The organism is Paracoccus beibuensis, assembly GCF_026162625.1.
Classification (GTDB): Bacteria; Pseudomonadota; Alphaproteobacteria; order Rhodobacterales; family Rhodobacteraceae; genus Paracoccus; species Paracoccus beibuensis.
Map to the genome: position 1 here is coordinate 32,922 of NZ_JAOTBD010000012.1, position 23,995 is coordinate 56,916.

Annotated in this window: 23 protein-coding genes; 8 read left to right on the forward strand and 15 right to left on the reverse strand. The window is 67.1% G+C overall.

The annotated features are described in order from the left end of the window. Nucleotides 1-2 precede the first annotated feature (2 nt). The gene (locus OC159_RS09820; RefSeq protein ID WP_265500974.1) at nucleotides 3-1,007 is read right to left on the reverse strand and encodes a 2-hydroxyacid dehydrogenase; all 1,005 of its coding nucleotides are present in this window, start codon (nucleotides 1,005-1,007) and stop codon (nucleotides 3-5) included. 164 nt (nucleotides 1,008-1,171) lie between these two features. Here OC159_RS09820 and OC159_RS09825 point away from each other — a divergent pair, with 164 nt between their 5' ends. Continuing rightward, entirely contained in the window at nucleotides 1,172-1,720 is a 549-nt protein-coding gene (locus OC159_RS09825) for an SH3 domain-containing protein (protein ID WP_265500975.1), read from the forward strand. A 119-nt stretch (nucleotides 1,721-1,839) separates the two neighbouring features. Here OC159_RS09825 and OC159_RS09830 read toward each other — a convergent pair whose 3' ends face one another. The 4 genes from OC159_RS09830 to infC form a co-directional block, all read right to left on the reverse strand. Next, nucleotides 1,840-3,864, reverse strand: a complete 2,025-nt coding sequence (locus OC159_RS09830) for a M3 family metallopeptidase (protein ID WP_265500976.1) — start codon at nucleotides 3,862-3,864, stop codon at nucleotides 1,840-1,842. Nucleotides 3,865-3,896: 32 nt separating this feature from the next. After that, nucleotides 3,897-4,940 carry a HesA/MoeB/ThiF family protein gene (locus OC159_RS09835; protein WP_265501018.1) on the reverse strand — a complete coding sequence of 348 codons (1,044 nt, stop codon included), beginning with the start codon at nucleotides 4,938-4,940 and terminating at the stop codon, nucleotides 3,897-3,899. After that, the gene (dut, locus tag OC159_RS09840; protein ID WP_265500977.1) at nucleotides 4,940-5,449 is read right to left on the reverse strand and encodes a dUTP diphosphatase; all 510 of its coding nucleotides are present in this window, start codon (nucleotides 5,447-5,449) and stop codon (nucleotides 4,940-4,942) included. Before dut ends, OC159_RS09835 begins: the two co-directional genes overlap by 1 nt. Nucleotides 5,450-5,521: 72 nt before the next feature. Beyond that, nucleotides 5,522-6,112: a translation initiation factor IF-3 gene (gene infC / locus OC159_RS09845; RefSeq protein ID WP_456095337.1), complete on the reverse strand. Its 591-nt coding sequence runs from the start codon at nucleotides 6,110-6,112 to the stop codon at nucleotides 5,522-5,524. A gap of 143 nt (nucleotides 6,113-6,255) precedes the next feature. Between infC and OC159_RS09850 the strand changes: the two genes are divergently transcribed. The 6 genes from OC159_RS09850 to OC159_RS09875 all read left to right on the forward strand — a co-directional run bounded on the left by OC159_RS09850 (nucleotide 6,256) and on the right by OC159_RS09875 (nucleotide 11,417). Further along, complete coding sequence (locus tag OC159_RS09850; protein ID WP_265500979.1) at nucleotides 6,256-6,948, forward strand: hypothetical protein; 693 nt, start codon at nucleotides 6,256-6,258, stop codon at nucleotides 6,946-6,948. After that, nucleotides 6,948-7,823: a glycosyltransferase family 2 protein gene (locus OC159_RS09855; RefSeq protein WP_265500980.1), complete on the forward strand. Its 876-nt coding sequence runs from the start codon at nucleotides 6,948-6,950 to the stop codon at nucleotides 7,821-7,823. The genes OC159_RS09850 and OC159_RS09855 overlap by 1 nt, the downstream gene beginning before the upstream one ends. 116 nt (nucleotides 7,824-7,939) lie before the next feature. Then, a complete protein-coding gene (gene fabA / locus OC159_RS09860; RefSeq protein WP_265501019.1) occupies nucleotides 7,940-8,449 on the forward strand; it encodes a bifunctional 3-hydroxydecanoyl-ACP dehydratase/trans-2-decenoyl-ACP isomerase in 510 nt (169 codons plus the stop codon). Between the two features lie 28 nt (nucleotides 8,450-8,477). Beyond that, nucleotides 8,478-9,707: a beta-ketoacyl-ACP synthase I gene (gene fabB / locus OC159_RS09865; protein ID WP_265500981.1), complete on the forward strand. Its 1,230-nt coding sequence runs from the start codon at nucleotides 8,478-8,480 to the stop codon at nucleotides 9,705-9,707. Between the two features lie 22 nt (nucleotides 9,708-9,729). Next, nucleotides 9,730-10,518 (forward strand): enoyl-ACP reductase FabI, encoded by a 789-nt coding sequence (locus OC159_RS09870; protein ID WP_265500982.1) that lies wholly within the window; start codon nucleotides 9,730-9,732, stop codon nucleotides 10,516-10,518. A 62-nt stretch (nucleotides 10,519-10,580) separates the two neighbouring features. Continuing rightward, nucleotides 10,581-11,417, forward strand: coding sequence for an alpha/beta fold hydrolase (locus OC159_RS09875; protein ID WP_265500983.1), 837 nt, complete (start codon nucleotides 10,581-10,583; stop codon nucleotides 11,415-11,417). An 8-nt stretch (nucleotides 11,418-11,425) separates the two neighbouring features. Here OC159_RS09875 and OC159_RS09880 read toward each other — a convergent pair whose 3' ends face one another. Continuing rightward, nucleotides 11,426-12,910: an inorganic phosphate transporter gene (locus OC159_RS09880; protein WP_265500984.1), complete on the reverse strand. Its 1,485-nt coding sequence runs from the start codon at nucleotides 12,908-12,910 to the stop codon at nucleotides 11,426-11,428. A 193-nt stretch (nucleotides 12,911-13,103) separates the two neighbouring features. Here OC159_RS09880 and OC159_RS09885 point away from each other — a divergent pair, with 193 nt between their 5' ends. Beyond that, nucleotides 13,104-13,967: a sugar phosphate isomerase/epimerase family protein gene (locus OC159_RS09885; protein WP_265500985.1), complete on the forward strand. Its 864-nt coding sequence runs from the start codon at nucleotides 13,104-13,106 to the stop codon at nucleotides 13,965-13,967. Nucleotides 13,968-14,100: 133 nt separating this feature from the next. Here the strand turns inward: OC159_RS09885 and OC159_RS09890 are convergent, their stop codons facing one another. The 9 genes from OC159_RS09890 to OC159_RS09930 form a co-directional block, all read right to left on the reverse strand. After that, a complete protein-coding gene (locus tag OC159_RS09890) occupies nucleotides 14,101-14,841 on the reverse strand; it encodes a 3-keto-disaccharide hydrolase (RefSeq protein WP_265500986.1) in 741 nt (246 codons plus the stop codon). A gap of 59 nt (nucleotides 14,842-14,900) precedes the next feature. Next, a complete protein-coding gene (locus OC159_RS09895) occupies nucleotides 14,901-15,542 on the reverse strand; it encodes a gluconate 2-dehydrogenase subunit 3 family protein (protein WP_265500987.1) in 642 nt (213 codons plus the stop codon). Further along, the gene (locus tag OC159_RS09900; protein WP_265500988.1) at nucleotides 15,542-17,230 is read right to left on the reverse strand and encodes a GMC oxidoreductase; all 1,689 of its coding nucleotides are present in this window, start codon (nucleotides 17,228-17,230) and stop codon (nucleotides 15,542-15,544) included. The genes OC159_RS09895 and OC159_RS09900 overlap by 1 nt, the downstream gene beginning before the upstream one ends. A 33-nt stretch (nucleotides 17,231-17,263) precedes the next feature. Further along, entirely contained in the window at nucleotides 17,264-18,157 is an 894-nt protein-coding gene (locus tag OC159_RS09905) for a hydroxypyruvate isomerase family protein (RefSeq protein ID WP_265500989.1), read from the reverse strand. A 120-nt stretch (nucleotides 18,158-18,277) separates the two neighbouring features. Beyond that, nucleotides 18,278-19,213: an ABC transporter substrate-binding protein gene (locus OC159_RS09910; RefSeq protein ID WP_265500990.1), complete on the reverse strand. Its 936-nt coding sequence runs from the start codon at nucleotides 19,211-19,213 to the stop codon at nucleotides 18,278-18,280. A 27-nt stretch (nucleotides 19,214-19,240) separates the two neighbouring features. Next, on the reverse strand, nucleotides 19,241-20,236 hold the full coding sequence (locus OC159_RS09915) for an ABC transporter permease (RefSeq protein WP_265500991.1): 996 nt from the start codon (nucleotides 20,234-20,236) through the stop codon (nucleotides 19,241-19,243). Next, nucleotides 20,233-21,738, reverse strand: a complete 1,506-nt coding sequence (locus tag OC159_RS09920) for a sugar ABC transporter ATP-binding protein (protein WP_265500992.1) — start codon at nucleotides 21,736-21,738, stop codon at nucleotides 20,233-20,235. Before OC159_RS09920 ends, OC159_RS09915 begins: the two co-directional genes overlap by 4 nt. Beyond that, the gene (locus OC159_RS09925) at nucleotides 21,735-22,847 is read right to left on the reverse strand and encodes a Gfo/Idh/MocA family protein (RefSeq protein WP_265500993.1); all 1,113 of its coding nucleotides are present in this window, start codon (nucleotides 22,845-22,847) and stop codon (nucleotides 21,735-21,737) included. The genes OC159_RS09920 and OC159_RS09925 overlap by 4 nt, the downstream gene beginning before the upstream one ends. After that, nucleotides 22,844-23,902: a sugar phosphate isomerase/epimerase family protein gene (locus OC159_RS09930; RefSeq protein WP_265500994.1), complete on the reverse strand. Its 1,059-nt coding sequence runs from the start codon at nucleotides 23,900-23,902 to the stop codon at nucleotides 22,844-22,846. Before OC159_RS09930 ends, OC159_RS09925 begins: the two co-directional genes overlap by 4 nt. Nucleotides 23,903-23,995: the final 93 nt, after the last annotated feature.

The window sequence follows — 23,995 nt, forward strand, 5'->3', positions numbered from 1 at the left end:
GGTCACAGCATCGACGGCACGACGAGGTCCGGCGGCCGGTGCCCGTCGGCGAAGGTCTTGATGTTGATGATGACTTTTTCGCCCATCTCGGCACGGCCTTCGACGGTCGCCGAACCCATGTGGGGCAGCAACACGACGTTGGGCAATTCGCGCAGGCGCGGGTTGATCTCGTGGCCGTGCTCGAAGACGTCCAGACCCGCGCCCGCGATCTCTCCGGCGCGCAGCATCCGCGTCAGGGCGTTCTCGTCGATGACCTCGCCGCGGGACGTGTTCACGATCACCGCGGTAGGCTTCATCAGCTTCAGCCGCCGCGCGTTCAGCAGGTGAAAGGTCGAGGGCGTGTGCGGCGCATTCACGCTGACGATGTCCATGCGCGCCAGCATCTGATCCAGGCTCTCCCACCAGGTGGCCTGCAATTCGTCCTCGATCTCGGGGCGCAGGCGCTTGCGGTTGTGATAGTGGACCTGCATCCCGAAGGCGTTGGCACGGCGCGCGACCGCCTGACCGATGCGCCCCATGCCCAGGATGCCAAGCCGCCGCCCGCCGACGCGGCCGCCCAGATGCGCCGTGGGCGACCAGCCCTGCCAGCGCCCGGCCTGCATCTCGGCCAGCCCTTCGGGGATGCGACGCGTCACGGCCAGGATCAGCGCCAGCGTCATGTCGGCCGTGTCCTCGGTCACCACGCCGGGCGTGTTGCTGACCAGGACCCCCCGCTGGCGCGCGGACATCACGTCGATATGGTCCACCCCCGCCCCAAAGTTGGCGATCAGCTTCAGCCGCTCTCCGGCGCGGGCCAGCATGTTGGCGCTGATCTGATCCGTCACCGTCGGCACCAGCACGTCGACCCCGTGCATCAGCGCCACGATCTCGTCCTGGCTCAGCTTGCGGTCGTCGTCGCGCAGGACCACGTCGAAAAGCTCCGACATGCGGGTCTCGACCGCTTCCGGCAGGCGGCGGGTCACTGCCACGCGCAGCTTCTGGCGGGACGAGGGGGTGGCGGCTGGCATGGTCACCTCACTGTGTCGGTCTCGTGTCGCGGTGCCCTTCCAATGGCCCGGCGCTTTTGGCAAACTGCCCGCGTTGAGGGGCCGGCACAAGACCCCAGAAGGTCGACCCGCCAGCCCCCCATGGGCGCGGCGGGCGCGACGCAGAGGACAGGAACGGACAGCGGATGAGATCAGCGACAGGCAGGACACGCGGCGCATCGGGGGCCCTTGCGCTGGCCGCCGCCTTGATGGTGGCGGTGCCCGGACCGGTGACGGCCCAGCCTGCGCCGGAGGCGCAGGCCGAACAGCGCGGACCGGTGACGAACCTGCCCCTGCCCCGCTATGTCAGCCTCAAGGGCAACGAGGGCAATGCCCGGCGCGGCCCCAGCCTCTCGCATCGCATCGACTGGGTGTTCCGCCACGCCGGCATGCCGCTCCGCGTCGTGGCCGAGTTCGGCCACTGGCGCCGGGTCGAGGACAAGGACGGCGCCGGCGGCTGGGTGCATTATGCGCTGCTGTCGGGCGTCCGAACGGCGCTGGTGACCCAGGACATGCTGGAACTGCGCTCGCGCCCGCACCGGGACGCCGACATCGTCGCCCGGGCCGAGGCCGGGGCGATCCTGCGCCTGAACGAATGCGAGCCCGACTGGTGCCGCGTTTCGGGCGGGGGCCAGCGCGGCTGGGTGCCCAAGCCCGCGATCTGGGGGGTCGACCCGGACGAGATCCGCGATTGACCTTCGGCCGCATCGGCCAGAGCCACGGGCGCAGGTTCCATACCGCCCGCGCGCTGCGACAGCGGCGCGCCCCCCGGCCTGCCCGGCAGGGCGCCGACCGACGGTCGGCTCCTCCGGTTTCAGCTCAGGCCGCGCCCCTTCAGCAACGCGTCCACGCCCGGCATGCGCCCGCGGAACTCCATCCACAGCGCGTCCGCAGGTGCCGATCCACCACGCGACAGGATCGTCTCCTCCAGCCGCTTCGCCGTCGCCGGGTCGAAGATGTCGCCCGCCTCCTCGAAGGCCGCAAAGGCGTCGGCGTCCATCACCTCGGACCACATGTAGCTGTAGTAGCCAGCCGCATAGCCGTCGCCCGCAAAGACATGGGCGAAATGCGGCGTCGCGTGGCGCATCGGGATGGCATCCGGTGCCCCCAGCCCCGCCAGGACCTCGGCCTGCTGCGCCATCGCGTCCGCCGGCGGTGCGCCCCGGTGGAAGGCCAGGTCCACCAGCGCGCTCTCCAGGTATTCGACGGTCGAGAATCCGGCATCCGCCGTTCCGGCCGCCAGCAGACGGTCGCGCAGGTCCGCCGGCAGCGGCGCCCCCGTCTCGTGATGTCGCGCATGAGCGTCCAGAACCGAAGGCTGCTCCAGCCAGTGCTCATAAAGCTGGCTCGGCAGCTCCACGAAATCCTGCGCGACCGAGGTTCCCGAGATCGACGGCCAGGTCACGTCGGACAGAATGTGATGCGTCGCGTGGCCGAACTCGTGGAACAGCGTCCGTGCGTCGTCCCACGACAGGAAGGCGGGCTCCCCGTCTTTCTCGGGCGGGGTGAAGTTGCAGACGTTCACGACGATGGCGCGCTGCTCGTCGCCGATCTTGTGCTGCATCTGCAGGGCCGAGCACCACGCCCCCGACCGCTTGGACGGCCGCGCGAAAAAGTCGCCCACGAAGATCGCCATCAGCCGTCCGCCGCGCGTGACCCGCCAAGCCCGCACGTCCGGCGCCCAGAGCGGCGCGTCCAGCGGCTGGAACTCCAGCCCGAACAGCCGGTGCGCCACGTCGAAGACCGCGCCCAGCATCGCCTCCAGCGTCAGATAGGGCGCGATCTGGTCCGCATCGAACTGGTGGTCGCGCTGGCGCAGGCGCTCTGCATAAAGCCGCCAGTCCCAGGCCTCCAGCGCGCCATTGAGGCCGTCGGCATGCAGCATCGCCGTCAGCTTCTCCTGGTCCTCGGCCGCGCGGGCGCGGGCGGCGGCCCAGACCTGCGACAGCAGGTCCTGAACCCGGTCGGGGGTCGCGGCCATCTGCGTCTCCAGCTTCCAGCTGGCGAAGTCGGCATGTCCCAGAAGCCGCGCCCGTTCGTGGCGCAGGGCCAGGATTTCGTGGACCAGCGGCAGGTTGTCGGTCGCGTCGCCGCCGGCGCCCTGCCCCGACCCGCGCGCGGTCCAGGCGCGGAAGGCCGTCTCGCGCAGCGCCCGGTCCTCCGCATGTTCCAGGAACGGCACGATCAGCGACCGGTTCAGCGTCACGATCTGGCCCTCGTGACCCCGTTCGCGGGCGGCGGCGCGCATGGCGCGGACCAGCCAGCCGGGCAGCCCTGTCAGCCTGCCGTCCGCGACGGGCAGGACATAGTCGCGCTCATCCGCCAGCACATTCTGGGTGAACTGCGTGGTCAGGACCGCCAGCCGCGCCCGGATTTCGGCCATCCGCTCGCGCCCCGCAGGCTCAAGCCCCGCGCCCGCCCGCGTCAGGTCCCGCAGCGCCAGTTCCGTGATCCGCCGGCCTTCTGGCGCCAGCGCCCCGGCCCCCTCGGCCACGGCCTTCACCCGCGCATAAAGCCGCGGGTCCATGCTGATCCGACTGCCGTATTCGGCCAACCGCGGCGCGAAGTCGCGCTGCAGCGCCTGCCGCGCCTCGTTCGAATCGACGCCCGCCAACGTGTAGAAGATCGACAGGACGCGGTTCAGCCCTTCGTCGGCCACCTCCATTGCGGCGATCGTGTTCTCGAACGTCGGCGCGTCGGGATTGGCGGCAATCGCCTCGTGCGCAGCCTCGGCCGCGGCCAGTTCGCGGTCGAAAGCCGGGGCGAAATCCCTGTCCGCGATCTGGTCGAAGCGGGGCAGCCCCTCGGGGCCGGTCCATCGGGTCAGCTGTCGGTTCATCGGGACCTCCTTCATCGGAGGTCAGCCTAGGGTCACGCCGCGCCGGGTGCCAGAGGCTGCGTGCCGCAGACCGGGCAGGCCGGGTCCCGCGCCACCTCGATCATCCGGCTTTCGCCGTAAAGGCCGTCGAAGAGCATCATTCGCCCGCGCAGCCCTTGGCCCGCGCCGGTCAGGTGCTTGATCGCCTCCAACGCCATCATGCTGCCAATGACGCCCGGCAATGCGCCAACGACTCCGGCCTCGGCGCAAGGGGCGTCATGGACCGGGGGATTGCGGAACAGGCAGGCCATGCAGGGTCCGCCGAGCGCCGGATGAAACAGGGTCACCTGCCCTTCCCACTGCGCGATCGAGCCCCAGATCAGCGGGACGCCCGCCGCGACGCAGGCGCGGTTGATCGACGCGCGCCCCTTGAAGCTGTCGGTGCCGTCGATGACAAGGTCGTAGTCCGCGATCAGGTCGCGATCATCCTCGGAGATGCGGCGGACCAGGGGCGTGACGTCGATGTGCGGGTTCAGCTTCAGCATCGCCTCGGCGGCGGCATAGGTCTTGGGCTCCCCCCGCAGCTCGTCGCGAAAGATCACCTGCCGCTGCAGGTTCGACAGGCTGACCGTGTCGTCATCGGCCAGAGTGACATGCCCCACGCCCGCCGCCGCAAGATAAAGGCAGACGGGCGAGCCCAGCCCCCCTGCCCCCACGACCAGAACCCGCGCCGACTTGAGGCGCGTCTGCCCCGACCCGCCGATCTGGCGCAGCACCAGGTGGCGGGCGTAGCGGTCAAGCTCGGCGTCCGATAGGCCCGCGTCCTGGACCGGGTCCGCAGGCGGCGGCGCGGCGCGACGGCGCAGCATCGCCAGCAGCCTGCGATAGGCGACGACCAGCGCGACGACCGCACCCAGCACCAGCCAGCCCGCCGCATTGCCGCCCACGGCCCGTGCGGCGGAGCTGCCCGGCAAGGTCAGCTGCAGGATCAGCATCCCCGCCCACAGCACGGCGATCATCGTCAGCGTGACCCGCCCCGGCATGCGCAGCACGCGCCCCAGGATCAGCAGCATCACGATCAGCCACAGGCCCAGCATCATCCTTCCTTTCGACCTGCCGCGCCCCAGCCGCCCGAATCCGTCCCGGTCGAGCCGAAGCCGCCACTGCCCCGCACGGTCTCGTCCAGTGCCTCGACCTCGGCGAAGCGGGCTTGGGGTGCGGGCGCAAGGATCATCTGCGCGATGCGGTCGCCATGGGCGACGACGAAGGGCTGCGATCCCAGGTTGACCAGGATCACGCCCACCGGCCCGCGATAGTCGCTGTCGATCGTGCCGGGCGCGTTCAACAGCGTCACGCCATGCTTCAGCGCCAGGCCCGACCGGGGGCGGACCTGAACCTCCCATCCCGGCGGTATCGCCAGCGCCAGCCCCGTCGGGATCAGCGCGCGACCCAGCGGCGGCAGGGTGATACCACCGTCACGCCGGTCCGGCGGCAGGTTGGCGCAAAGATCAGCCCCCGCCGCGCCTGCCGTGCGATAGGTGGGCAGCGGCAGTGCCGGGTCGGCATCGGGAAGGCGCATCACGCGGATCAGGGAAGCTTCTGTCATGGCGCATCCTTGCAGCGCAAAAGGCCGCGCGGCAATGCCCACGCGGCCCCATGTCGTCGCAGTCCCGACCGATCAGCGCGGAGCGATCATCATGACCATCTGCCGGCCTTCCAGCTTGGGCATGGATTCGACCTTGCCCGTCTCTCCGACATCGTCGCGAACGCGGTTCAGCAATTCCAGCCCCAGGTCCTGGTGGGCCATCTCGCGGCCGCGGAAGCGCAGGGTCACCTTGACCTTGTCGCCGCCTTCCAGGAACTTCAGCACGCTGCGCATCTTCACGTCATAGTCGTGGCTGTCGGTCCCGGGACGGAACTTGATTTCCTTGACCTCGATGATCTTCTGCTTCTTGCGCGCCTCGGCCTCGCGTTTCTGCTGTTCGTACTTGAACTTGCCGAGGTCCATGACCTTGCAGACCGGCGGGGCCGCGTTCGGCGAAATCTCGACCAGGTCCAGCCCGGCGTCCTGCGCCATCTGAAGCCCGACCGACGGCGGCACGACGCCGACATTTTCGCCCTCGGGGCCGATCAGGCGAATTTCGGCCACGCGGATGCGTTCGTTGACGCGGGGTCCGGTATCACGGGTGGGCGGTGCATTATGCGGTCGACGGGCTATGGCGTTGCTCCTTTGATAGCCAATTCGGAAGTGACGGGAAAATAAGGCCACGGACCGCGTCTTTCAACCGGAATTGATGCCCGAGGCCGCGTCCCGGACAGGATTTCCGCGTTTCGGGCGGCCTTCGCCGCCTTTTCCAGCGACGGGGCCTGTGCCATAGAGGGTGCAGATAAGGTCAGCGCGAAGGGTGCCGCATGTCGAGAGTTCTGCCGATCGTCGTGATTCTGGTGCTGGCGCTTGCAGGCGGGTGGATCTGGATGGACCGCCAGCCCGACGGGGACGCCGCGCCGGCGGCGGTGGAGACCGCCGAGCTGACCGCGCCCGACACGGCCGCCGGAGATGCCGCGCGACTGGCCGAGGAAGCTGCCGAAACGGCCGAGGACGTCGCCGCCACCCCCGACGTGACCGACGAATCCGAGGCCGCAGACGCCGCGGCCGACGCCGCAGCGGATGCCGCAGCCATTGCCGCCGATGCCGCAGCCGAAGCTGCCCGCGCATCCGAGGAGACCGGCGCTGCGCCCGCAAGCGCCGCCGCCGAAGCCGCCGAGGCCGCGGCCGAAGCCGCCCTGGACGCCGCCGACCGCGCAGCCGCCGCCGCGGCCGCTGGTGCGACGGCCCCCACGGCCGCGGCCGAGGAAGCCGCCACCGCCGCACAGGATGCCGCCGAGGCGGCCACCGCCACCGCCGACGCAACTTCGGTCGCCGCGCGGATCGAGGCGCTTCTGACGCCCGAAGGCTTCGACCGGGCAGAGGTCGACCGCATCATCGACGACGCGGCCATCACAGACCCCCAGAAGGCCACGCTGAAGCGTCTTGTCGCTACGGCCGAAGGCAATCCCGAACTGCTGTCCGCCGCGCTCGAGCAGGTCAAGGCAGTCATGCGCTGATGCCGGCGCTGCCGATCCTGGACTTCCGCCAGACCCTCGCCCAGCAGCCGACCGCCTTGGCCAAGGGTCCCCTGGCGATCATACTGGTCGAGGACGACGTCGCCGTTCCGCAGACGGTGGCGCACCACCTGCAGCGCGGCTTCCGCCACATCCTGCTGCTCTCGGACCGGCCCCAGCACCTGCCCGAGGAGATGACGCCCCGGGTCACCCAGCTTCACTATGACACGCGGCGTCCCGATGCGCATGTTGACGCCGTCAATGCCGTGGCCGCCGCAGTCCCCGCTGGAACGTGGATCTTCTACTGCTTCAACGCCGAGTTCCTGTTCCATCCCTTCTGCGAGACGCGCACCGTCGGCGAGATGCTGGCCTTCCACACCGAGGAACGGCGCGCGGCGATGCTGACCTATGTCATCGACCTCTACGCAGGCGATCTTGGGCAACACGCGAACGCCGTCGACCTAGACGCGCCGCTGTTCGACCGTACGGGATACTACGCGCTTGGCCGCCGGGCGCCCGACGGCTCGCCTTGCGAGCGGCAGCTGGACTTCCATGGCGGCCTGCGCTGGCGGTTCGAGGAATTCCTGGCGTCGGACCGCCGCCGCATCGACCGCATCTCGATCTTCCGCAGCGCGCCGAACCTTCGCCTGACGCCCGACCACCGCTTCTCGGTCGAGGAATACAACACCTATTCCTGTCCATGGCACCACAACCTGACGGCGGTTGTCGCATCGTTCCGGGTGGCCAAGGCGCTTGTCACCAACCCGGGGTCGCGCGACGAGGTCGGCGACCTCGCCTGGCGCAATTCCTGCCGCTTCGAGTGGAGCGGGCAGCAGCTGATGGACCTGGGGCTGATGGAGCCGGGGCAGTGGTTCTAGGCGATCGACCTCGGAGGGGCTTGCCCTTGCGTCGCGCTGACCCCAGATGATAGACCGTGCGGCAACTTGACAACAGGACCGGCCGCTTGCGGCCGAACACGGAAGGCACGATCCGCATGGCGATGACCCAGACCAGCTTCGACCGCGACGACCTGCTTGCCTGCGCGCGCGGAGAACTGTTCGGCCCCGGCAATGCGCAGCTGCCCGAACCGCCCATGCTGATGATGGACCGCATTACCGACATCTCGGAAGATCGCGGCGAACACGGCAAGGGCCACGTCGTCGCCGAATTCGACATCGACCCCGAGGCCTGGTTCTTCAAATGCCACTTTCCCGGCAACCCGATCATGCCCGGCTGCCTTGGCCTCGACGGTCTGTGGCAGCTGACCGGCTTCAACCTGGGCTGGCGGGGCTGGGAAGGCCGCGGCTATGCGCTTGGTGTCGGAGAGGTCAAGCTGACCGGCATGGTCCGGCCCGACCGCAAGATGCTGCGCTATACCGTCGATTTCACCAAGGCCGTGCAGACCCGCCGCCTGACGATGGGCGTCGCCGACGGCCGGGTCGAGGCGGACGGCGAACTGATCTATCAGGTCAAGGACATGAAGGTGGCCCTGTCGGCCAGCTGACATCAATCAATTTCAAGGAGGCCCCCTAATGCGACGCGTCGTCATCACCGGGCTCGGGATCGTATCGCCCATCGGCAACAACGCCGACGAGGTCACGGAAAGCCTGCGCACGAGCCGGTCGGGCATTGTCTTTGCGCCCGAATATGCCGAACACGGCTTTCGCAGCCAGGTCCACGGCATGCCGCAGATCGTGCTGGAGGACCATGTCGACAAGCGCAACCTGCGCTTCATGGGACCCGGCGCGGCCTACAACTTCATCGCCATGGAACAGGCGATCAAGGACAGCGGGCTGGAAGAGGACGACGTCTCGAACCCGCGCACCGGCCTGATCATGGGATCGGGGGGGCCGTCGACCAGCAACTTCTTTCAGGCGCACCAGACCGTCATCGAAAAGGGCAGCCCCAAGCGGATGGGCCCGTTCATGGTGACGCGCTGCATGTCCTCCACGAATTCCGCCTGCCTGGCCACGCCCTTCAAGATCAAGGGCGTGAACTACTCGATCACCTCGGCCTGCGCAACGTCCGCGCATTGCATCGGCAACGGGGTCGAGCAGATCCAGATGGGCAAGCAGGACATCGTCTTCGCGGGCGGTGGCGAAGAGCTGGACTGGACGCTGTCCTGCCTGTTCGACGCGATGGGTGCGATGTCGTCGAAATACAACGACACGCCCCAGACCGCGTCCCGCCCCTATGACGCAACCCGTGACGGGTTCGTGATCGCCGGCGGCGGCGGCGTCGTCGTGCTGGAGGAGCTGGAGCACGCAAAGGCCCGCGGCGCCAAGATCTATGCGGAGGTCACCGGCTACGGCGCCACCAGCGACGGATACGACATGGTCGCGCCTTCGGGCGAAGGCGGCGAACGCGCCATGCGCGTCGCGCTGGAGACCCTGCCCGAGGGCCGCAAGGTCAGCTATATCAACGCACATGGCACCTCGACCCCCGTCGGCGACATGGGCGAGATCAGGGCGATCCGCCGTATCTTCGGGGAAGGCAGCACGCCTCCCGTCAGCTCGACCAAGTCGTTGACCGGACATTCGCTGGGGGCGACCGGCGTGCACGAGGCGATCTACAGCCTGCTGATGTTGCAAAATGACTTCATTGCAGCATCCGCAAATGTGACGACGCTGGACCCCGAGATACAATCGGGCGAAATTGCCACTAGCCGCGTGGACAATGCGGGGTTGGATTCGGTGCTGTCGAACAGCTTCGGTTTTGGCGGCACCAACGCGACACTGGTGATGTCCCGCTTCAACGAATGACATAAGAACCAAAGGGGCAGTCATGGGCGATCTTCTGAAGGGCAAGCGTGGGCTTGTGATGGGGGTCGCCAATGACCGCTCCATCGCGTGGGGCATCGCGAAGGCGGTCGCGACCGAGGGGGCAGAGCTTGCCTTCAGCTATCAGGGCGAGGCGTTCGGCAAGCGGGTCGAACCGCTGGCAGCAAGCGTGGGGTCGGATTTCCTTGTCGACGTGGATGTCACCGACGACGCGTCGCTGGACGCGGCCTTCGGCGCCATCGGCCAGCGCTGGGGCAAGCTGGACTTCCTGGTCCATGCCGTCGCCTTTTCGAACAAGGACGAGCTGACCGGCCGATTCATGAACACCAGCCGCGCCAACTTCAAGCGCAGCCTTGAAATCTCGTGCTATTCGCTGATCGAGGTTGCGCGCCGCGCCCATCCGCTGATGGCCGAAGGCGGGTCGATCATCACGCTGACCTATGGCGGCTCGAACCGGGTCACGCCGTTCTACAACGTCATGGGGGTGGCCAAGGCGGCGCTGGAAAGCAGCGTGCGCTACCTGGCCAACGATCTTGGCCCTGATGGTATCCGCGTCAACGCGATCAGCCCCGGCCCGATGAAGACGCTGGCCGGCGCGGCCATCGGCGGCGCGCGCCGCACCTTCCGCCATACCGAGGCTAACGCGCCGCTCCGTGCGAATGCCACGCTCGAGGCGATTGGCGGCACGGCTGTCTGGCTGATGTCCGACTGGGGCGCCTGCACCACCGGCGAAATCGTGACCGTCGACGGCGGGTACCACGTGCTGGGCATGCCGCAGAGCGAGAACCTCTAGCGGCAGGTCTGCATCATCGGCTTGCGACGGAGTTTCCGGACGTAACGGCAAAGGGGCTGCGCATGGGTGAATTCGAGGCCAGCGACGGAGCGCGGATCGCATTTTCTGACGAGGGTGCGGGGCTGCCTGTGCTGTGCCTTGCCGGGCTGACGCGGACGCTGGCCGATTTCGACTATGTCGCGCCTCATCTTCCGGACGTCCGGCTGATCCGCATGGATTATCGCGGGCGCGGCGGGTCCGAATGGACCGGCCCCGACAGCTATACCGTGCCGCGGGAAGCGCGGGATGCGGTCGAGCTGCTGGACCACCTGGGCGTGGCGAAGGCCGCCATCCTGGGGACGTCGCGCGGCGGGCTGAACGGCCTTTTTCTGGCGGCGACGGCGCATGACCGGCTGCTGGGTCTGTGCCTGAACGATGTCGGCCCCGAGATCGAACGCGCGGGGCTGGAGCGGATCTTCGACTATGTCGGCCGCAATCCCGCCTCGGCCACGCACGACGCGCTGGCGGCCCGGCTGCCGGCGGTGATGACGGGCTTCGACGACGTTCCGGATGGCCGCTGGCTGGAGGATGCGCGGCGCCATTATCACGAAACGGCCGACGGCCTGCGCATCAACTATGACCCGGCACTGCGCGAGGCGTTCCTGGCCGCCTTTCAGGGCGATCCCGCAGACCTGTGGCCGCTGTGGCAGGCGACGCGCGACCTGCCCGTGGCGCTGATCCGTGGCGGCAACTCGGACCTTCTGTCGGCGGCCGTGGCCGAGCGGATGCAGCAGATGCGCCCCGACCTGATCAGGGCCGACGTTCCCGGCCGCGCCCATGTGCCGTGGCTGGACGAGCCCGCCTCGCTGGAGGTTCTGGCCCGCTGGCTGGAGGCCTGCAGCGAACGCCCGCAGGGCTGAGGCGCCGCTCAGCCGCCGATGCTGCTGAGCACCCAGAAGAGGGCCGCCGACAGCGCCGCAGCCGCCGGCACCGTGACCACCCAGGCCGCCGCGATGGTCAGCACGTGCGACCGGCGCACCAGCTTGCGGCGCCGGCGCTCTTCGGGCGCAAGGCGAGGACGCTCTGGCGCGGCGCCGGCGGCAGTGCGCAGGCGACGCTCGGCATCCCATTCGCGAAAGAAGCCGACACCGAAGATCGCGCCGACGGCGATATGGGTCGAGCTGACGGGCAGGCCCAGCCAGCTGGCCACGATCACCGTCAGGGCCGCGGACAGCGACACGCAATAGGCGCGCATCGGGTTCAGCTTGGTGATCTGGCTGCCGACCATGCGGATCAGCTTCGGCCCGAAGAGGAAGAGGCCGAATGACAGCCCGAACGCGCCGATCAGCATGACCCAGAGGGGGATCGACACCGCCTCGGTCACGCTGCCAGAGGTCGAAGCCTGCACGATGGCGGCCAGCGGTCCGACCGCGTTGGCGACATCGTTGGCGCCATGCGCGAAGCTGAGCAGCGCTGCCGAGACGACCAGCGGAATGCCGAACAGCACCTTCAGCGACTTGTTGCGGTTTTCCAGCCCCCGCGACTGGCGGCGGATCACCGGGATGCAGACAAGCCAGGTCGCCAAGCCAATCGCCGCGCCCAGAACAAGTGCACCGCCGAAAGAGACGTCGATCACCTTCCCAAGCCCCTTGAGCGCCAGGTACGCGGCGAACGCCCCCGCCATGATGCCGATCAGGACCGGCACCCAGACCCGCGCCGCCGCGATCTTGTCGGTCCGGTAGATGATGCGCGCCTTGATGAACCAGAGGAACCCTGCCGCGATCACGCCGCCCAGCAGCGGCGAGACGACCCAGCTTGCCGCGATCGTCGCCATGGTCGGCCAGCTGACTGCGCCGAAGCCCGCAGCGGCGATGCCCGCCCCCATCACGCCACCGACCACCGAATGCGTGGTCGAGACAGGCGCGCCGATCCACGTCGCGAGGTTCACCCAAAGCGCCGACGACAGCAGCGCCGCCATCATGGCCCACACGAAGACCGCCTGCGTACCGATGCTCTCTGGTGCCACGATCCCACGAGAGATCGTTCCGACCACGTCGCCACCCGCGATCAGCGCGCCGCCTGTCTCGAAGATGGCGGCGATGGCGATGGCGCCTCCCATGCTCAGCGCATTCGCGCCCACCGCCGGGCCCATGTTGTTGGCGACGTCGTTCGCGCCGATGTTCAGCGCCATGTAGGCCCCGATGACCGCCCCCATGACCACGACCAGCATGTTGCTTGTCTGGCCGAAGGAGAGCATCGCGCCCAGCCCCGCCAGCAGCACGAAAGCCAGCGCGACGCCGGGCGCGACAAGCCCCCGCGACAGCGCCGTGCCCGCCAGCTCAAGCTGCGAGTAACGGCCGAGATCGCGGTCCAGCGTCTCGAGGTGGCGGGTTTCCAGATCGTTTTGGGCCATCTTTTCCTCTGGGTCGTGGATCGGGTGCCTAGGGCCAAACAATGCCGGGATCAACCTGTTCGTTCTGCCCCACCACGCACAATTCCTTGGGTCGGTCTTCAACCTTCTGGCGATGTAATCCTTTTCATTCCTCATGAAACCCATTACATTTCAGAGAGCCCCTGAGGAGCGGGGTCGGAACCAGGAGGACTTGATGAATTTCGCGAAATCCGCGCTGTTCGCCGGTGCGTCATTGATGACGCTTTCCGTGATGTCGTTGGGGGCCATGGCCCAGGATGCGCGCACCGGCGACCTGCCCATCGCCGTGCAGATGTATACGCTGCGCGATCACGGCGCGCTGCAGGAACAGCTGGCTGCCGTGCAGGCTGCAGGGGTGACCGCCGTCGAGACCGTTGGCATGCAGGACAGCAGCGCCGAGGATCTGAAGGCGCTTCTGGACGAATATGGGATCGAAGCCATCTCGACCCATGCGCAGCTGGCCGATCTGCGCTCGGACCCGCAGGCGGTGGTCGACTTCAACAAGGCCATTGGCAACGACGTGATCACCGTTCCCTATCTGGCGGAAGAGGATCGTCCCACCGATGCCGCGGGCTGGACCGCCCTGGGAGAGGAACTGGCCGCGCTGTCCGAGACCCTCGAAGCCGAGGACATGACGCTGGCCTATCACAACCACGATTTCGAGATGGCCGAGTATGACGGCCGCACCGCGCTCGAGATCATGATGGAAGCCGCCGGCGAGGATGTCATGGCCGAGCTGGACCTGGCCTGGGTGGCGCGCGGTGGCTTGGATCCGGTCGAGTATCTCGGCCGTTTCGACGACCGCGTCTTCGCGATCCACGCCAAGGACAACGCTCCCGAGGGCGAGGCTGCCGACGAACGTGGCTTCAAGGCCCTGGGTGAAGGCACGCTGGACTGGTCCGCCATCCTGCCCGCCGCCGAGGAAGCTGGCGCGCAGTGGTACATCATCGAACACGACCAGCCGATCGATGCGGCCGAAGTGGTCATGACCGGCGCGACCTTCCTGACCGAACACCTGCCGGAGAGCGCGACGCGCTGACCTCCCTGCCGAACAGGTGACTGGGGCCGCGATCCTTCGCGGCCCCTTTTTCATGCGTTCGGGAGTGCCGGACCGCCACGAGAAAGACCCGCCCCCACAAGGGACGGGCCAAGACACCGGCAGGTTGCCGTTGTTACATCGGTCGGATCCAGATGTTGCGATAGCTGACATCGGCATCATGGTCCTGAAGCGAGATCGGCGCACAGTCATGCGCCTCGTAGGTCGGATAGCCGATCCACTCGGTCGCGCCCTGGATCTGAGCATGGTTCTGAACCACCACCCCGTTCTGCAACACCGTCACATGGGCCGGCCGACGCAGCGCGCCGTCATCCGAGAAGACCGGCGCCTGAAAGATGATGTCATAGCTCTGCCATTCGCCGGGCTCCCGCGACGCGTTCACGAGAGGGATGTGCTGCTTGTAGATCGACCCTGCCTGGCCGTTCGGATAGGCTGGGTTCTCGAAGCTGTCCAGCACCTGCACCTCGTAGCGTCCCTGCAGCAAGATGCCGCTGTTGCCGCGGTCCTGGCCGTCATGCCCCTCGTCGTTCGGAGGAGAGCGCCATTCGACATGCAGCTGTGCATCGCAAAAGCTCTGCGTCGTGCGGATGTCGCCCGATCCGCGGTTCACCCGCAGGATCCCGTCCTCGACCGTCCATTCGGCAGGACCGCCATCCACACTCTCCCAACCATCGAGGTTCGTCCCGTCGAACAGCACCACCGCGTCGGAGGGCGGCTGGTCTTCGGGCGTCTGCACGGTCGCCGGCACCGGTCCCTCGACTTCGGTGACGCGGGACTGTGCCTGGCGGTCCATGTCCTGCGCCAAGGCCGGCCCGGCCAGCACCAGGCCAGCGGCCATCAGGGTCAGTTTCTTCATGTCGTGATCCTTTCGCGAAGAAAGCGGGCCCCGGCGTGGTGCCGGGGCCCGGAGGAAGATCAGGTCGCCCAGGCAGGCTCTCCGTCATAGTCCAGATCGCCGATGTATTCGCCCGGCACTGGTTCATAGCGGAGGACCTGCGTGGCCCCGACCTCGGACGTGAAAAAGCCAAACAGCGTCAACTGCTGGATCGGGGTGAACCAGTGCATCCGCGGCTCGGCCGCCTCCTCGGGCTGCTCGTCGGCGGCGGTATCGGCCGAGCTCTGCTGGTCGATCGACTGCTCCCTCCGCTCTTCCAGCTCGGCGAGGGCGCGGGCCGACTCCTCGCGTGCGGCCACGGATGCGGCCTGCAGCATCTCGCGGCGTTCCTCGGCCGTCATCTCCTCGAAGGTCCTGCCATACTCCTCCTGCGCCTTGACCTTCAGTGTCTCCATCCCGTCGCGGAAGGCCGCCTGCTCCTCGGCCGTATAGCAGTCGCTGACAAAGCGCGTCATGAAGGCGCCGACCCCGGCCTCCTTGGCGCCCGGCGTATCGGTGGCGGGAATGATGGTCTCGGCCACCTCGTCCAGGAAGGCGGCGTCCGCGTCCGAGAAGATGTTCTCGCCCACCGGCGTCGGCAGATAGGCAAAGGCTCGCTGTCCGCCCAGCATGGCCGTGCCGGTGACGGCGGCGATCATCGACAGAAGTTGGCGGCGGTTCATCACAGATCTCCGTTCTTCAGGGCGTTGACGGCGTGCTCCGCCGCCCGCGCGGTCAGCGCCATGTAGGTCAGCGACGGGTTCACGCAGCTGGCCGAGGTCATGCAGGCCCCGTCCGTCACATAGACGTTCGGCGCGTCCCAGACCTGGTTGTTGCCGTTCAGGACCGAGGATGCCGGGTCGCGGCCCATCCGCGCCGTGCCCATCTCGTGGATGCCCATGCCGGGGGCATAGTCGCTTTCGGTGGGCTTCACGTCGACGACGCCGGCGGCCTCGAGGATATCAACCGCGTCCTGCTTCATGTCCTGGCGCATGCGCATCTCGTTCTCGCGCAGGTCCACGCTGATCGACAGGACCGGCAGGCCCCACTTGTCGGTCTTCGACCGGTCCAGCGCAATGAAGTTGTCATGATAGGGCAGCATCTCGCCAAAGCCGGTCATGCCGATGGTCCAGTCGCCGGGCTTGGACAGCGCCTCCTTCATGTCGGCGCCGATGTTCAGCTCGGCGACCTCGCGCCGCCAGCCCTGCCGGCTGGCCGATCCCTGATAGCCGAAGCCACGGGTATAGGGGCGCTCCTCGCCCTCGGTGTTGCGAAAGCGCGGGATGTAGAAGCCGGCGGGACGGCGGCCGAAATAGTACTTGTCGTCATAGCCCTCGACCCGGCCTTCGGCGCCCACGCGGAAATGGTGGTCCATGACGTTGTGACCCAATTCACCGGACGACGATCCCAGCCCGCCTTCCCAGACATCGGTCGCAGAATTCATCAGCACCCAGGTGGAGTTGAAGCTGGAGGCGTTCAGGAACACCACATCGGCGGTGTATTCGTAAGTCATGTTGGTTTCGGCGTCGATGATCTCGACCCCGCGGGCGCGCTTGCGGTCCTTGTCGTAGAGGACCTCCTTCACGATGGAAAACGGCCGCAGCGTCAGGTTGCCGGTTGCCATGGCCACCGGAAGGGTTGCCGACTGCGTGCTGAAATAGGCGCCATAGGGGCAGCCCAGCCAGCATTTGTTCCGGTACTGGCAGGCGATGCGGTTCTGCTCTGGCTTGGCCTCGGTGATATTGGCCACCCGTGCGTTGATCAGGTAGCGCTTGCCGCCGAAGGCCTTGCGCAGGCGCGCGGCGACGTCCTTTTCCACGATGTTCAGCGGGATCGGCGGCAGGAATTGTCCATCGGGCAGGATGTCCAGCCCCTCCTGCGACCCCGAGATCCCGGCAAAGCGTTCCACGTGGTCGTACCACGGCGCGATATCGGCATAGCGGATAGGCCAGTCGGTCGCGATCCCCTCCCGCTCGTTGGCGGTGAAGTCGGTGTCGGACAGGCGATAGGACTGGCGCCCCCACATCAGCGACCGGCCACCGACATGATAGCCGCGGAACCAGTCGAAGCGTTTGGCCTCGGTATAGGGGTTCTCCTGCTCGTTGGCCCACATGCCGAAGGTCTGCTCGTTCAGAGGGTAGTCGCGGCGCAGGACCGGATAGTTGTCCTTCATCTCGATCGTCGCGGTGCCGCGATGGGGATAGTCCCAGGCTTCCTTGTCGGCGTTCACATAGTCGGTCAGGTGCTCGATGTTGCGGCCGCGCTCGAGCATCAGGACCTTCAGGCCCCTTTCGGTCAGTTCCTTGGCGGCCCAACCGCCGCTGATGCCCGATCCGACGACGATCGCGTCGTAATGCATGTTCTCTGCCATCTGGCTTTCCTTTCAGCTTTGCTAGCGGCTTCTTCAGACGTCGCAGGTCAGGACAGCATCCCGCAGCGCCGCCGCGGCGGCATCTGGGGACTTGTCCGAGGGGATGAACTCCTGCGCGAGCCAGCCTTGGAACCCCGTGTCCCGGATCGCCCGGCAGATCGCCGGGTAGTTCAGTTCCTGGCTGTCGTCCGGCTCGTTCCGGCCGGGGTTGCCGGCGGTGTGGTAGTGACCGAACCACTGATGGTTGTCGGCAATCGTGCGGATCACGTCGCCTTCCATGATCTGCATGTGATAGATGTCGTAGAGCAGCTTGAAATTCGCGCTGTCCAGCCGCCGGCAGAGGTCGACCCCCCAGGCGCTGCGATCGCACATGTAGTCGGGGTGATTGACCCGGCTGTTCAGCAGTTCCATCTGCAGCACGACCCCGGCAGCCTCGGCGCGCGGCAGGATCTGCGACAAGCCCTGGACGCAGTTGTCCAGCCCTTCCTGGTCACTCATGCCGCGGCGGTTGCCGCTGAAGAGGATCAGGTTCGTGTATCCCGCCTCGGCCACAAGGTCGATGTGGCGGGTGTACCGCTCGACCAGCTCGGCATGATTGTCCGGTTCGGCCCAGCCATCCTCGAGGCTGATCTCGGCCCCGTTGCACATCGAGCTTTCCAGCCCGTGCTCGCGCAGCGTGGGCCAGTCGTCCCGCCCGCAGAGGTCGATGGCCCCCAGCCCCACCTGCCGCGCCAGGATGCAGAGGTCCGGCAGGGACATGTCGCCGAATGTCCAGCGCGCGACCGAATGGTTGATGTTGCCCTGCAACCCGGAGCCTTGGGCGCTGGCCGCGCCACCCAACGACGCCCCTAGGGCGAGGGCACCCGCCCCTTGGAACAGGCCGCGGCGGGACATGGCCACAGGCATCCGGTCCGACAGATCGGTCATGGTCTTCCTCCCTTGGTGTGGTGGCCCCGGTCGCCAGAATGAAACCGTTTACACAGCGGGGCGGAACGACCCTCCTCCGGGTCGAAGCGGCGCGGGATGGACCCGCGCCGCGATATCAGATCAATAGGGGCTGTCTTCGAAATAGAAGTTGTCGGCGTTTTCCGGCGTGATCAGCTCGGACGCGATGATGAACTCGCCCGACATGGGCGCGCCCGAGGTCAGGCCCAGGGCCGTCATCTCTATCGCGGTCGAGATCATCGCCGGCGGATAGGTCACGTTCACCGGAACCGTCGGGTCGTCGTTTCTGATGCGGTCGACCATTTCCTTCATGCCGGCACCGCCGACGACGAACATTTCGTCGGTGCGGCCGGCTTGGTCGATGGCTGCCAGGGCGCCCACGGCCATGTCGTCGTCGGCCGCCCAGACCGCGTCGATCTCGGGGAAGCGCGACAGCCAGTCCTGCATCAGGTTGAAGGCCGTGTCGCGGTTCCAATTGCCGTGGTCCATCGCCAGGACTTCGATGCCCGCCCCTTCGATGGCCGACTCGAAGCCCGCCACGCGCTCATTGTCGACGGTGGAGGCGATGCCGCGCATCACCACGACCTTCGCGCCCTCGTCCAGCGTGTCGGCAAAATACTGCCCCGCCGTGCGGCCGAAGCTGTCGTTGTCGCCGGCGACATAGAGGTTCTCGATCCCTTCCTGCGTCAGGCCGCGGTCGACGACCGTTACCCAGACACCGCTGTCGGCGATGCGCTGGATCGGACCGGTCAGCGGCTCGGATTCGAAGGGCAGAACGACCAGCGCGTCGATGCCGCGCGTGGCGACCATGTCCTCGAGGTCGGACACCTGCTGGCCCGGGTCCGAGGTCGTGGTCAGCACGAATTCCAGATCGGGATTTGCCTCGGACAGCCGTTCGACAGTGCGTTCGGCGTGAAAGTTCAGCGCCCCCGCCCAGCCATGCGTCGCGGCCGGGATCGAGATGCCGATGGTTTCCGACAGCGCCGGTACGGCCGTCAGGCCAAGCAGCGCGGTCGTGGCGATCAGGGTCTTTCTCATGGTAGTTACTCCTCCCACAGGTGAAAATCAGCGCGCGGTGCCGGTATTCCGTTGCAGCACGACGGCCAGGATGATGACGACGCCCTGGATGGCACCGTTCAGATACGGGCTGACGAAGTCGGTCAGGTTCAGCAGGTTGCCGATCAGCGACAGGATCAGCACCCCCACGACCGTGCCCCAGACCCGGCCGAAGCCGCCCTTCAAAAGCGTGCCGCCGATGATGACGGCCGCGATAGCCTCAAGCTCCCACAGAAGGCCGGTGGTGGCCGAGGCCGAACCGAGGCGCGGGACGTACATGACCACCGCGATGCCGACCAGAAGGCCCAGCATGACATAGGTCATCAGCCGCACCCGCAGTACCGCCACGGACGAATAGCGGGCCACCTTCTCATTGGACCCGATGGCGGCGCAGTGCCGGCCGAAGGCCGTGTGGCGCATCACGATCTCGCCCAGGATGGCCAAGGCCGCGAAGACGATGATCGGCCAGCTGATGCCCATGATGCCGCCGTAATAGACGGGGCGGTACAGTTCCCGCATCTCGTAACCCAGCGACAGCGTGCCGCCGTCGGCCAGCCAGGTGACCAGGCTGCGATAGATGCCCATGGTGCCAAGGGTCAGGATGAACGCCTCGATGCCCGCGCGGGTAATCAGGATGCCGTTGATGAACCCCGCCGCCAGCCCCGCGAACAGCGCAAGCGCCACGCCGATCAGGATGACGGGCAGCCCGCCCCCCATGTTCTCGGTCAACAGGTTCATCACCAGAATCATCAGACCCGCGACAAAGGCCGCCATCGAGCCCACGGAGAGGTCCAGCCCCCCCGCGGTGATGACGAAGGTCATGCCGATGGCGATGATGCCGATGAACGCGGACCGCGCCAGCACGTTGGTGATGTTGGCAAAGCTGAGGAAGTTCGGGTTCATCGCGATGCCGATCAGCACCAGCACGACCAGCGCCACGATTGGCGCGATGACGGCCAGGTTTATCTTGGGCCGGCGCGTCTGTTGAAGGGTTGCCGTGCTCATGCCGCACTGTCCTCTTTGTTGTCGTCCATCCCCATCGCCAGTCGCACGATATTGCCTTCGGTGACCGCGTCACCCGCCAGCTCTCCGGCGATGCGGCCGGCATGCATGACGATGACGCGCCCCGCGAGGCCGATAAGCTCCGGCATCTCGGACGAGATCACGATGATGCTGCGGCCTTCGGCGGCCAGCTTGGCGATGAGGGTATAGATCTGTTGCTTGGTGCCGATGTCGATGCCGCGCGTCGGCTCGTCGATGATGACGACCTCGGGGTCCGACAGAAGCGTCTTTGCGAGAAGCAGCTTCTGCTGGTTGCCCCCCGACAGATCGCCCACCGCCATGCCGCGTTCCGGTGCCCGGATGGCGAAGTCGTCGATGGCGCGGTCCAGCGCCGCTTCCTCGCGCCCGCGGTCGATCAGCGGGCGGCCGAATGTCTCCAGCAGCGGCAGCGTCAGGTTCTCGCGCAGGGTCTTGTCCAGAAGCAGGCCTGCGCCCTTGCGGTCCTCGGTCAGGTAGGCAAGGCCAGCGCGCATCGCATGGGCCACCTGGTTCGGCGGCAGTTCCTGCCCCTTCAGGCGCACCGTGCCGCTGCGCGGGCGCAATCCCGCGATGGCCTCGGCCAGTTCGGTGCGGCCGGACCCCACCAGCCCGCCGATGCCCAGCACCTCTCCTTTGCGCAGGCTCAGACTGGCACCCTCGACGACGCCGGGAACCGAGACGCCGCCGACTTCAAGGATCGCGTCGGCGCCCCCGCCGACCTTCGCCGGGAACAGGTCGGACAGCTCGCGCCCGACCATGGCGGCGGCCATGTCGTCCTCGGTCACGTCCGTTGTCCTGTCGGAGCGGATCATCGTGCCGTCGCGCAGGACCGTCACCCGGTCGGCGATGCGCTTCACCTCGCCCAGCTTGTGCGACGTATAGAGGATCGCCACGCCTTCGGCGCGCAGCCGCTCGATCTGGCGGAACAGCACCTCGGTTTCCCGGCCGGTCAGCACCGCGGTCGGCTCGTCCATGATCAGGACGCGCGCCTTGCGCGACAGGGCCTTGGCGATCTCGACCATCTGCTTGTCGGGGACCGACAACTGGTTCACGGGCGTTGCAGGATCGACACGGCATTCCAGCTGCGACAGAAGCTCCGCCGTCCGGGCGCGCATCGACTTGTGGTCCAGGAACGGCCCGCGTCTCAGTTCGCGCCCCAAAAAGACGTTCTGGTCGACCGACAGGTGCTCGGCCAGGTTGAATTCCTGGTGGATCATGATGATCCCCCGATCCTCGGCCTCGTCCGAGCCGGCAAATCGGATGGGCTTGCCGTCAAAGGTCACCTGGCCGCCGGTGGGATCCAGATAGCCCGCCAGGATCTTCATCGTCGTGGACTTGCCTGCGCCGTTCTCGCCGATCAGCGCATGCACCTCTCCGGGATGCAGCGCGAAATCGACGCCGTGCAGGATTTCGATGGGACCGAAGGACTTCGTGACGCCTTCCAGCGCCAGGACAGGGCTTGTCATGCCATTACCTCGACCCAGCCGGCGTCGGCGGCGTTCGAGCGGATGCAGGCATCGATGAAGTGCAGGCCTTCCAGGCCGTCATCAATGCCCGGCAGGGTGTCTGGGATGCGCCCCGTGCGGATTGCCTCGGCCGCTTCGGAATAAAGGTTCGCGAACCCTTCCAGATAACCTTCGGGATGGCCCGGCGGCACTCGGCTGTTGCCGGCCACCGTGCCGGGGCCGCCGCGGCGCAGCTTCTGCGTCGGCTGACCGAACGGGGTGAACCATAGTGTCTCGGGCGCCTCGTGCTGCCACTCCAGCCCGCCCTTGTCGCCATAGACGCGCAGCTTCATACCGTTCTCGGTTCCCGGTGCGACCTGCGAGGCCCAGAGCATCCCCTTGGCGCCATCTGCATAACGCATCAGGATATGCGCGTTGTCGTCCAGCCGGCGGCCCACAACAAAGCTCGACAGATCGGCCGCCAGCCGTTCGGGCCGCATCCCGGTCGCGAAGCGCGCCAGTTGGAATGCGTGGGTGCCGATGTCACCAATCGCCCCGCCTGCTCCGGCCTTCGACGGATCGCCACGCCACGATGCCTGCTTGCTGTCGCTGTCCTCGGTCAGCCAGTCCTGGGCATATTCCACCTGCACCAGGCGCAAGGTGCCCAGATCGCCGCGCGCGATCATCGCCCGCGCCTGCCTGATCATTGGATAGGCCGAATAGTTGTGGGTCAGGACGAACATCGCATCGGACGAACGTGCGATGGCGGCAAGCTCTTGCGCCTCCTCCATCGTCGCGGTCATCGGCTTGTCGCAGATGACATGGATGCCTTGTGCCAGGAAGGCGCGCGCAACCGGGAAATGCAGATGGTTCGGGGTGCAGACTGACACGGCCTGGATGCCGTCGTCGCGGCCGGCTTCCCCGCGGGCCATTTCCTCGAAATCGGCATAGCTGCGGGCGATGCCCACCTCGGCCGCGCTGGCGGCCGCGCGAGCGGGGTCCGATGACAGCGCCCCTGCCACCAGGTCGAACTGCCCGTCCAGCCGCGACGCGATCCGGTGCACGTTGCCGATCATGGCCCCGGCCCCGCCGCCGACCATGCCAAGGCGAATGGGAACGTGCCGGGTCATCTGTCCAGCCCCAGCATCCGGCGATTTGCGGCCATGTCGGCCCCTCCGTTCGCAAAATCGTCAAAGGCGCGGTCGGTGACGCGAATGATATGGTCTCGCACGAAGGCCGCACCTTCGCGTGCGCCATCCTCGGGGTGCTTCAAGGCACATTCCCATTCCACCACGGCCCACCCGTCGAACCCGATCGTCGTCAGCTTGGAGAAGATGGCCTTGAAGTCAACCTGCCCGTCGCCAGGGCTGCGGAACCGCCCCGCGCGATCGACCCACGGCTGATAGCCGCCATAGACGCCTTGCCGGCCGGTCGGGTTGAACTCGGCATCCTTGACGTGGAACATGCCGATCCGGTCGGCATAGATGTCGATGTTCTGCAGGTAGTCCAGCTGCTGCAACAGGTAGTGCGAAGGATCGTAGAGCATCTTCGCCCGGGGATGCTGGTCCACGCGGTCCAAAAACATCTCGAAGCTGATGCCGTCGTGCAGGTCCTCTCCGGGGTGGATCTCGAAGCAGATGTCGACGCCGCGGCTGTCGGCATGATCCAGGATCGGGCGCCAGCGGGCGGCAAGCTCGTCGAAGGCCGCCTCGACCAGACCTTCGGGGCGCTGCGGCCAGGGGTAGAAGTAGGGCCAGGCCAGCGCGCCCGAAAACGCCGCCATCCGGTCTAGGCCGAGATTGGCCGAGGCGTCGATGGTCTTTCTGACCTGATCGACCGCCCAAGCCTGCCGCGCGACCGGATTGCCGCGCATGGCCTGTGGTGCAAATCCGTCGAAGGCCGCGTCGAAGGCCGGATGGACCGCGACCAGTTGGCCCTGCACATGGGCCGAAAGCTCGGTGATGCGGACGCCGTTGTCATCAGCCTGCCCCCTCAGTTCGTCGCAATAGCCGCTTGAGGTCGCCGCCAGATCGAGATCCATCAGCGGCGTCGCGCCCGAAGGAACCTGCACCCCCAGATAGCCGCATTCCGCCGCCCATTTCGTGATCGCGCCAAAGCTGTCGAATGGCGCCGACGTTCCCACGAACTGCGCCAGAAACAACCCGGGCCCCTGGATCGTCTTCATGTATCCTCCTGAAGCCGAAGATCCCCATGTAATCGGTTTCATATTGACGCTCTCACAACATGAAGTCGTTTACAACAGGATTTTTTCGGCTAA

Coding starts and splice junctions, on each gene's coding strand:
- OC159_RS09885 (WP_265500985.1), top strand. CDS start 13,104: ATGAATTTCGCGAAATCCGCGCTGTTCGCCGGTGCGTCATTGATGACG.
- OC159_RS09850 (WP_265500979.1), top strand. CDS start 6,256: ATGTCGAGAGTTCTGCCGATCGTCGTGATTCTGGTGCTGGCGCTTGCA.
- fabA (WP_265501019.1), top strand. CDS start 7,940: ATGGCGATGACCCAGACCAGCTTCGACCGCGACGACCTGCTTGCCTGC.
- OC159_RS09915 (WP_265500991.1), bottom strand. CDS start 20,236: ATGAGCACGGCAACCCTTCAACAGACGCGCCGGCCCAAGATAAACCTG.
- OC159_RS09855 (WP_265500980.1), top strand. CDS start 6,948: ATGCCGGCGCTGCCGATCCTGGACTTCCGCCAGACCCTCGCCCAGCAG.
- OC159_RS09830 (WP_265500976.1), bottom strand. CDS start 3,864: ATGAACCGACAGCTGACCCGATGGACCGGCCCCGAGGGGCTGCCCCGC.
- OC159_RS09880 (WP_265500984.1), bottom strand. CDS start 12,910: ATGGCCCAAAACGATCTGGAAACCCGCCACCTCGAGACGCTGGACCGC.
- OC159_RS09835 (WP_265501018.1), bottom strand. CDS start 4,940: ATGCTGGGCCTGTGGCTGATCGTGATGCTGCTGATCCTGGGGCGCGTG.
- OC159_RS09895 (WP_265500987.1), bottom strand. CDS start 15,542: ATGAACCGCCGCCAACTTCTGTCGATGATCGCCGCCGTCACCGGCACG.
- dut (WP_265500977.1), bottom strand. CDS start 5,449: ATGACAGAAGCTTCCCTGATCCGCGTGATGCGCCTTCCCGATGCCGAC.
- OC159_RS09825 (WP_265500975.1), top strand. CDS start 1,172: ATGAGATCAGCGACAGGCAGGACACGCGGCGCATCGGGGGCCCTTGCG.
- OC159_RS09920 (WP_265500992.1), bottom strand. CDS start 21,738: ATGACAAGCCCTGTCCTGGCGCTGGAAGGCGTCACGAAGTCCTTCGGT.
- OC159_RS09930 (WP_265500994.1), bottom strand. CDS start 23,902: ATGAAGACGATCCAGGGGCCCGGGTTGTTTCTGGCGCAGTTCGTGGGA.
- fabB (WP_265500981.1), top strand. CDS start 8,478: ATGCGACGCGTCGTCATCACCGGGCTCGGGATCGTATCGCCCATCGGC.
- OC159_RS09905 (WP_265500989.1), bottom strand. CDS start 18,157: ATGACCGATCTGTCGGACCGGATGCCTGTGGCCATGTCCCGCCGCGGC.
- OC159_RS09875 (WP_265500983.1), top strand. CDS start 10,581: ATGGGTGAATTCGAGGCCAGCGACGGAGCGCGGATCGCATTTTCTGAC.
- OC159_RS09820 (WP_265500974.1), bottom strand. CDS start 1,007: ATGCCAGCCGCCACCCCCTCGTCCCGCCAGAAGCTGCGCGTGGCAGTG.
- OC159_RS09870 (WP_265500982.1), top strand. CDS start 9,730: ATGGGCGATCTTCTGAAGGGCAAGCGTGGGCTTGTGATGGGGGTCGCC.
- OC159_RS09925 (WP_265500993.1), bottom strand. CDS start 22,847: ATGACCCGGCACGTTCCCATTCGCCTTGGCATGGTCGGCGGCGGGGCC.
- OC159_RS09910 (WP_265500990.1), bottom strand. CDS start 19,213: ATGAGAAAGACCCTGATCGCCACGACCGCGCTGCTTGGCCTGACGGCC.
- OC159_RS09890 (WP_265500986.1), bottom strand. CDS start 14,841: ATGAAGAAACTGACCCTGATGGCCGCTGGCCTGGTGCTGGCCGGGCCG.
- OC159_RS09900 (WP_265500988.1), bottom strand. CDS start 17,230: ATGGCAGAGAACATGCATTACGACGCGATCGTCGTCGGATCGGGCATC.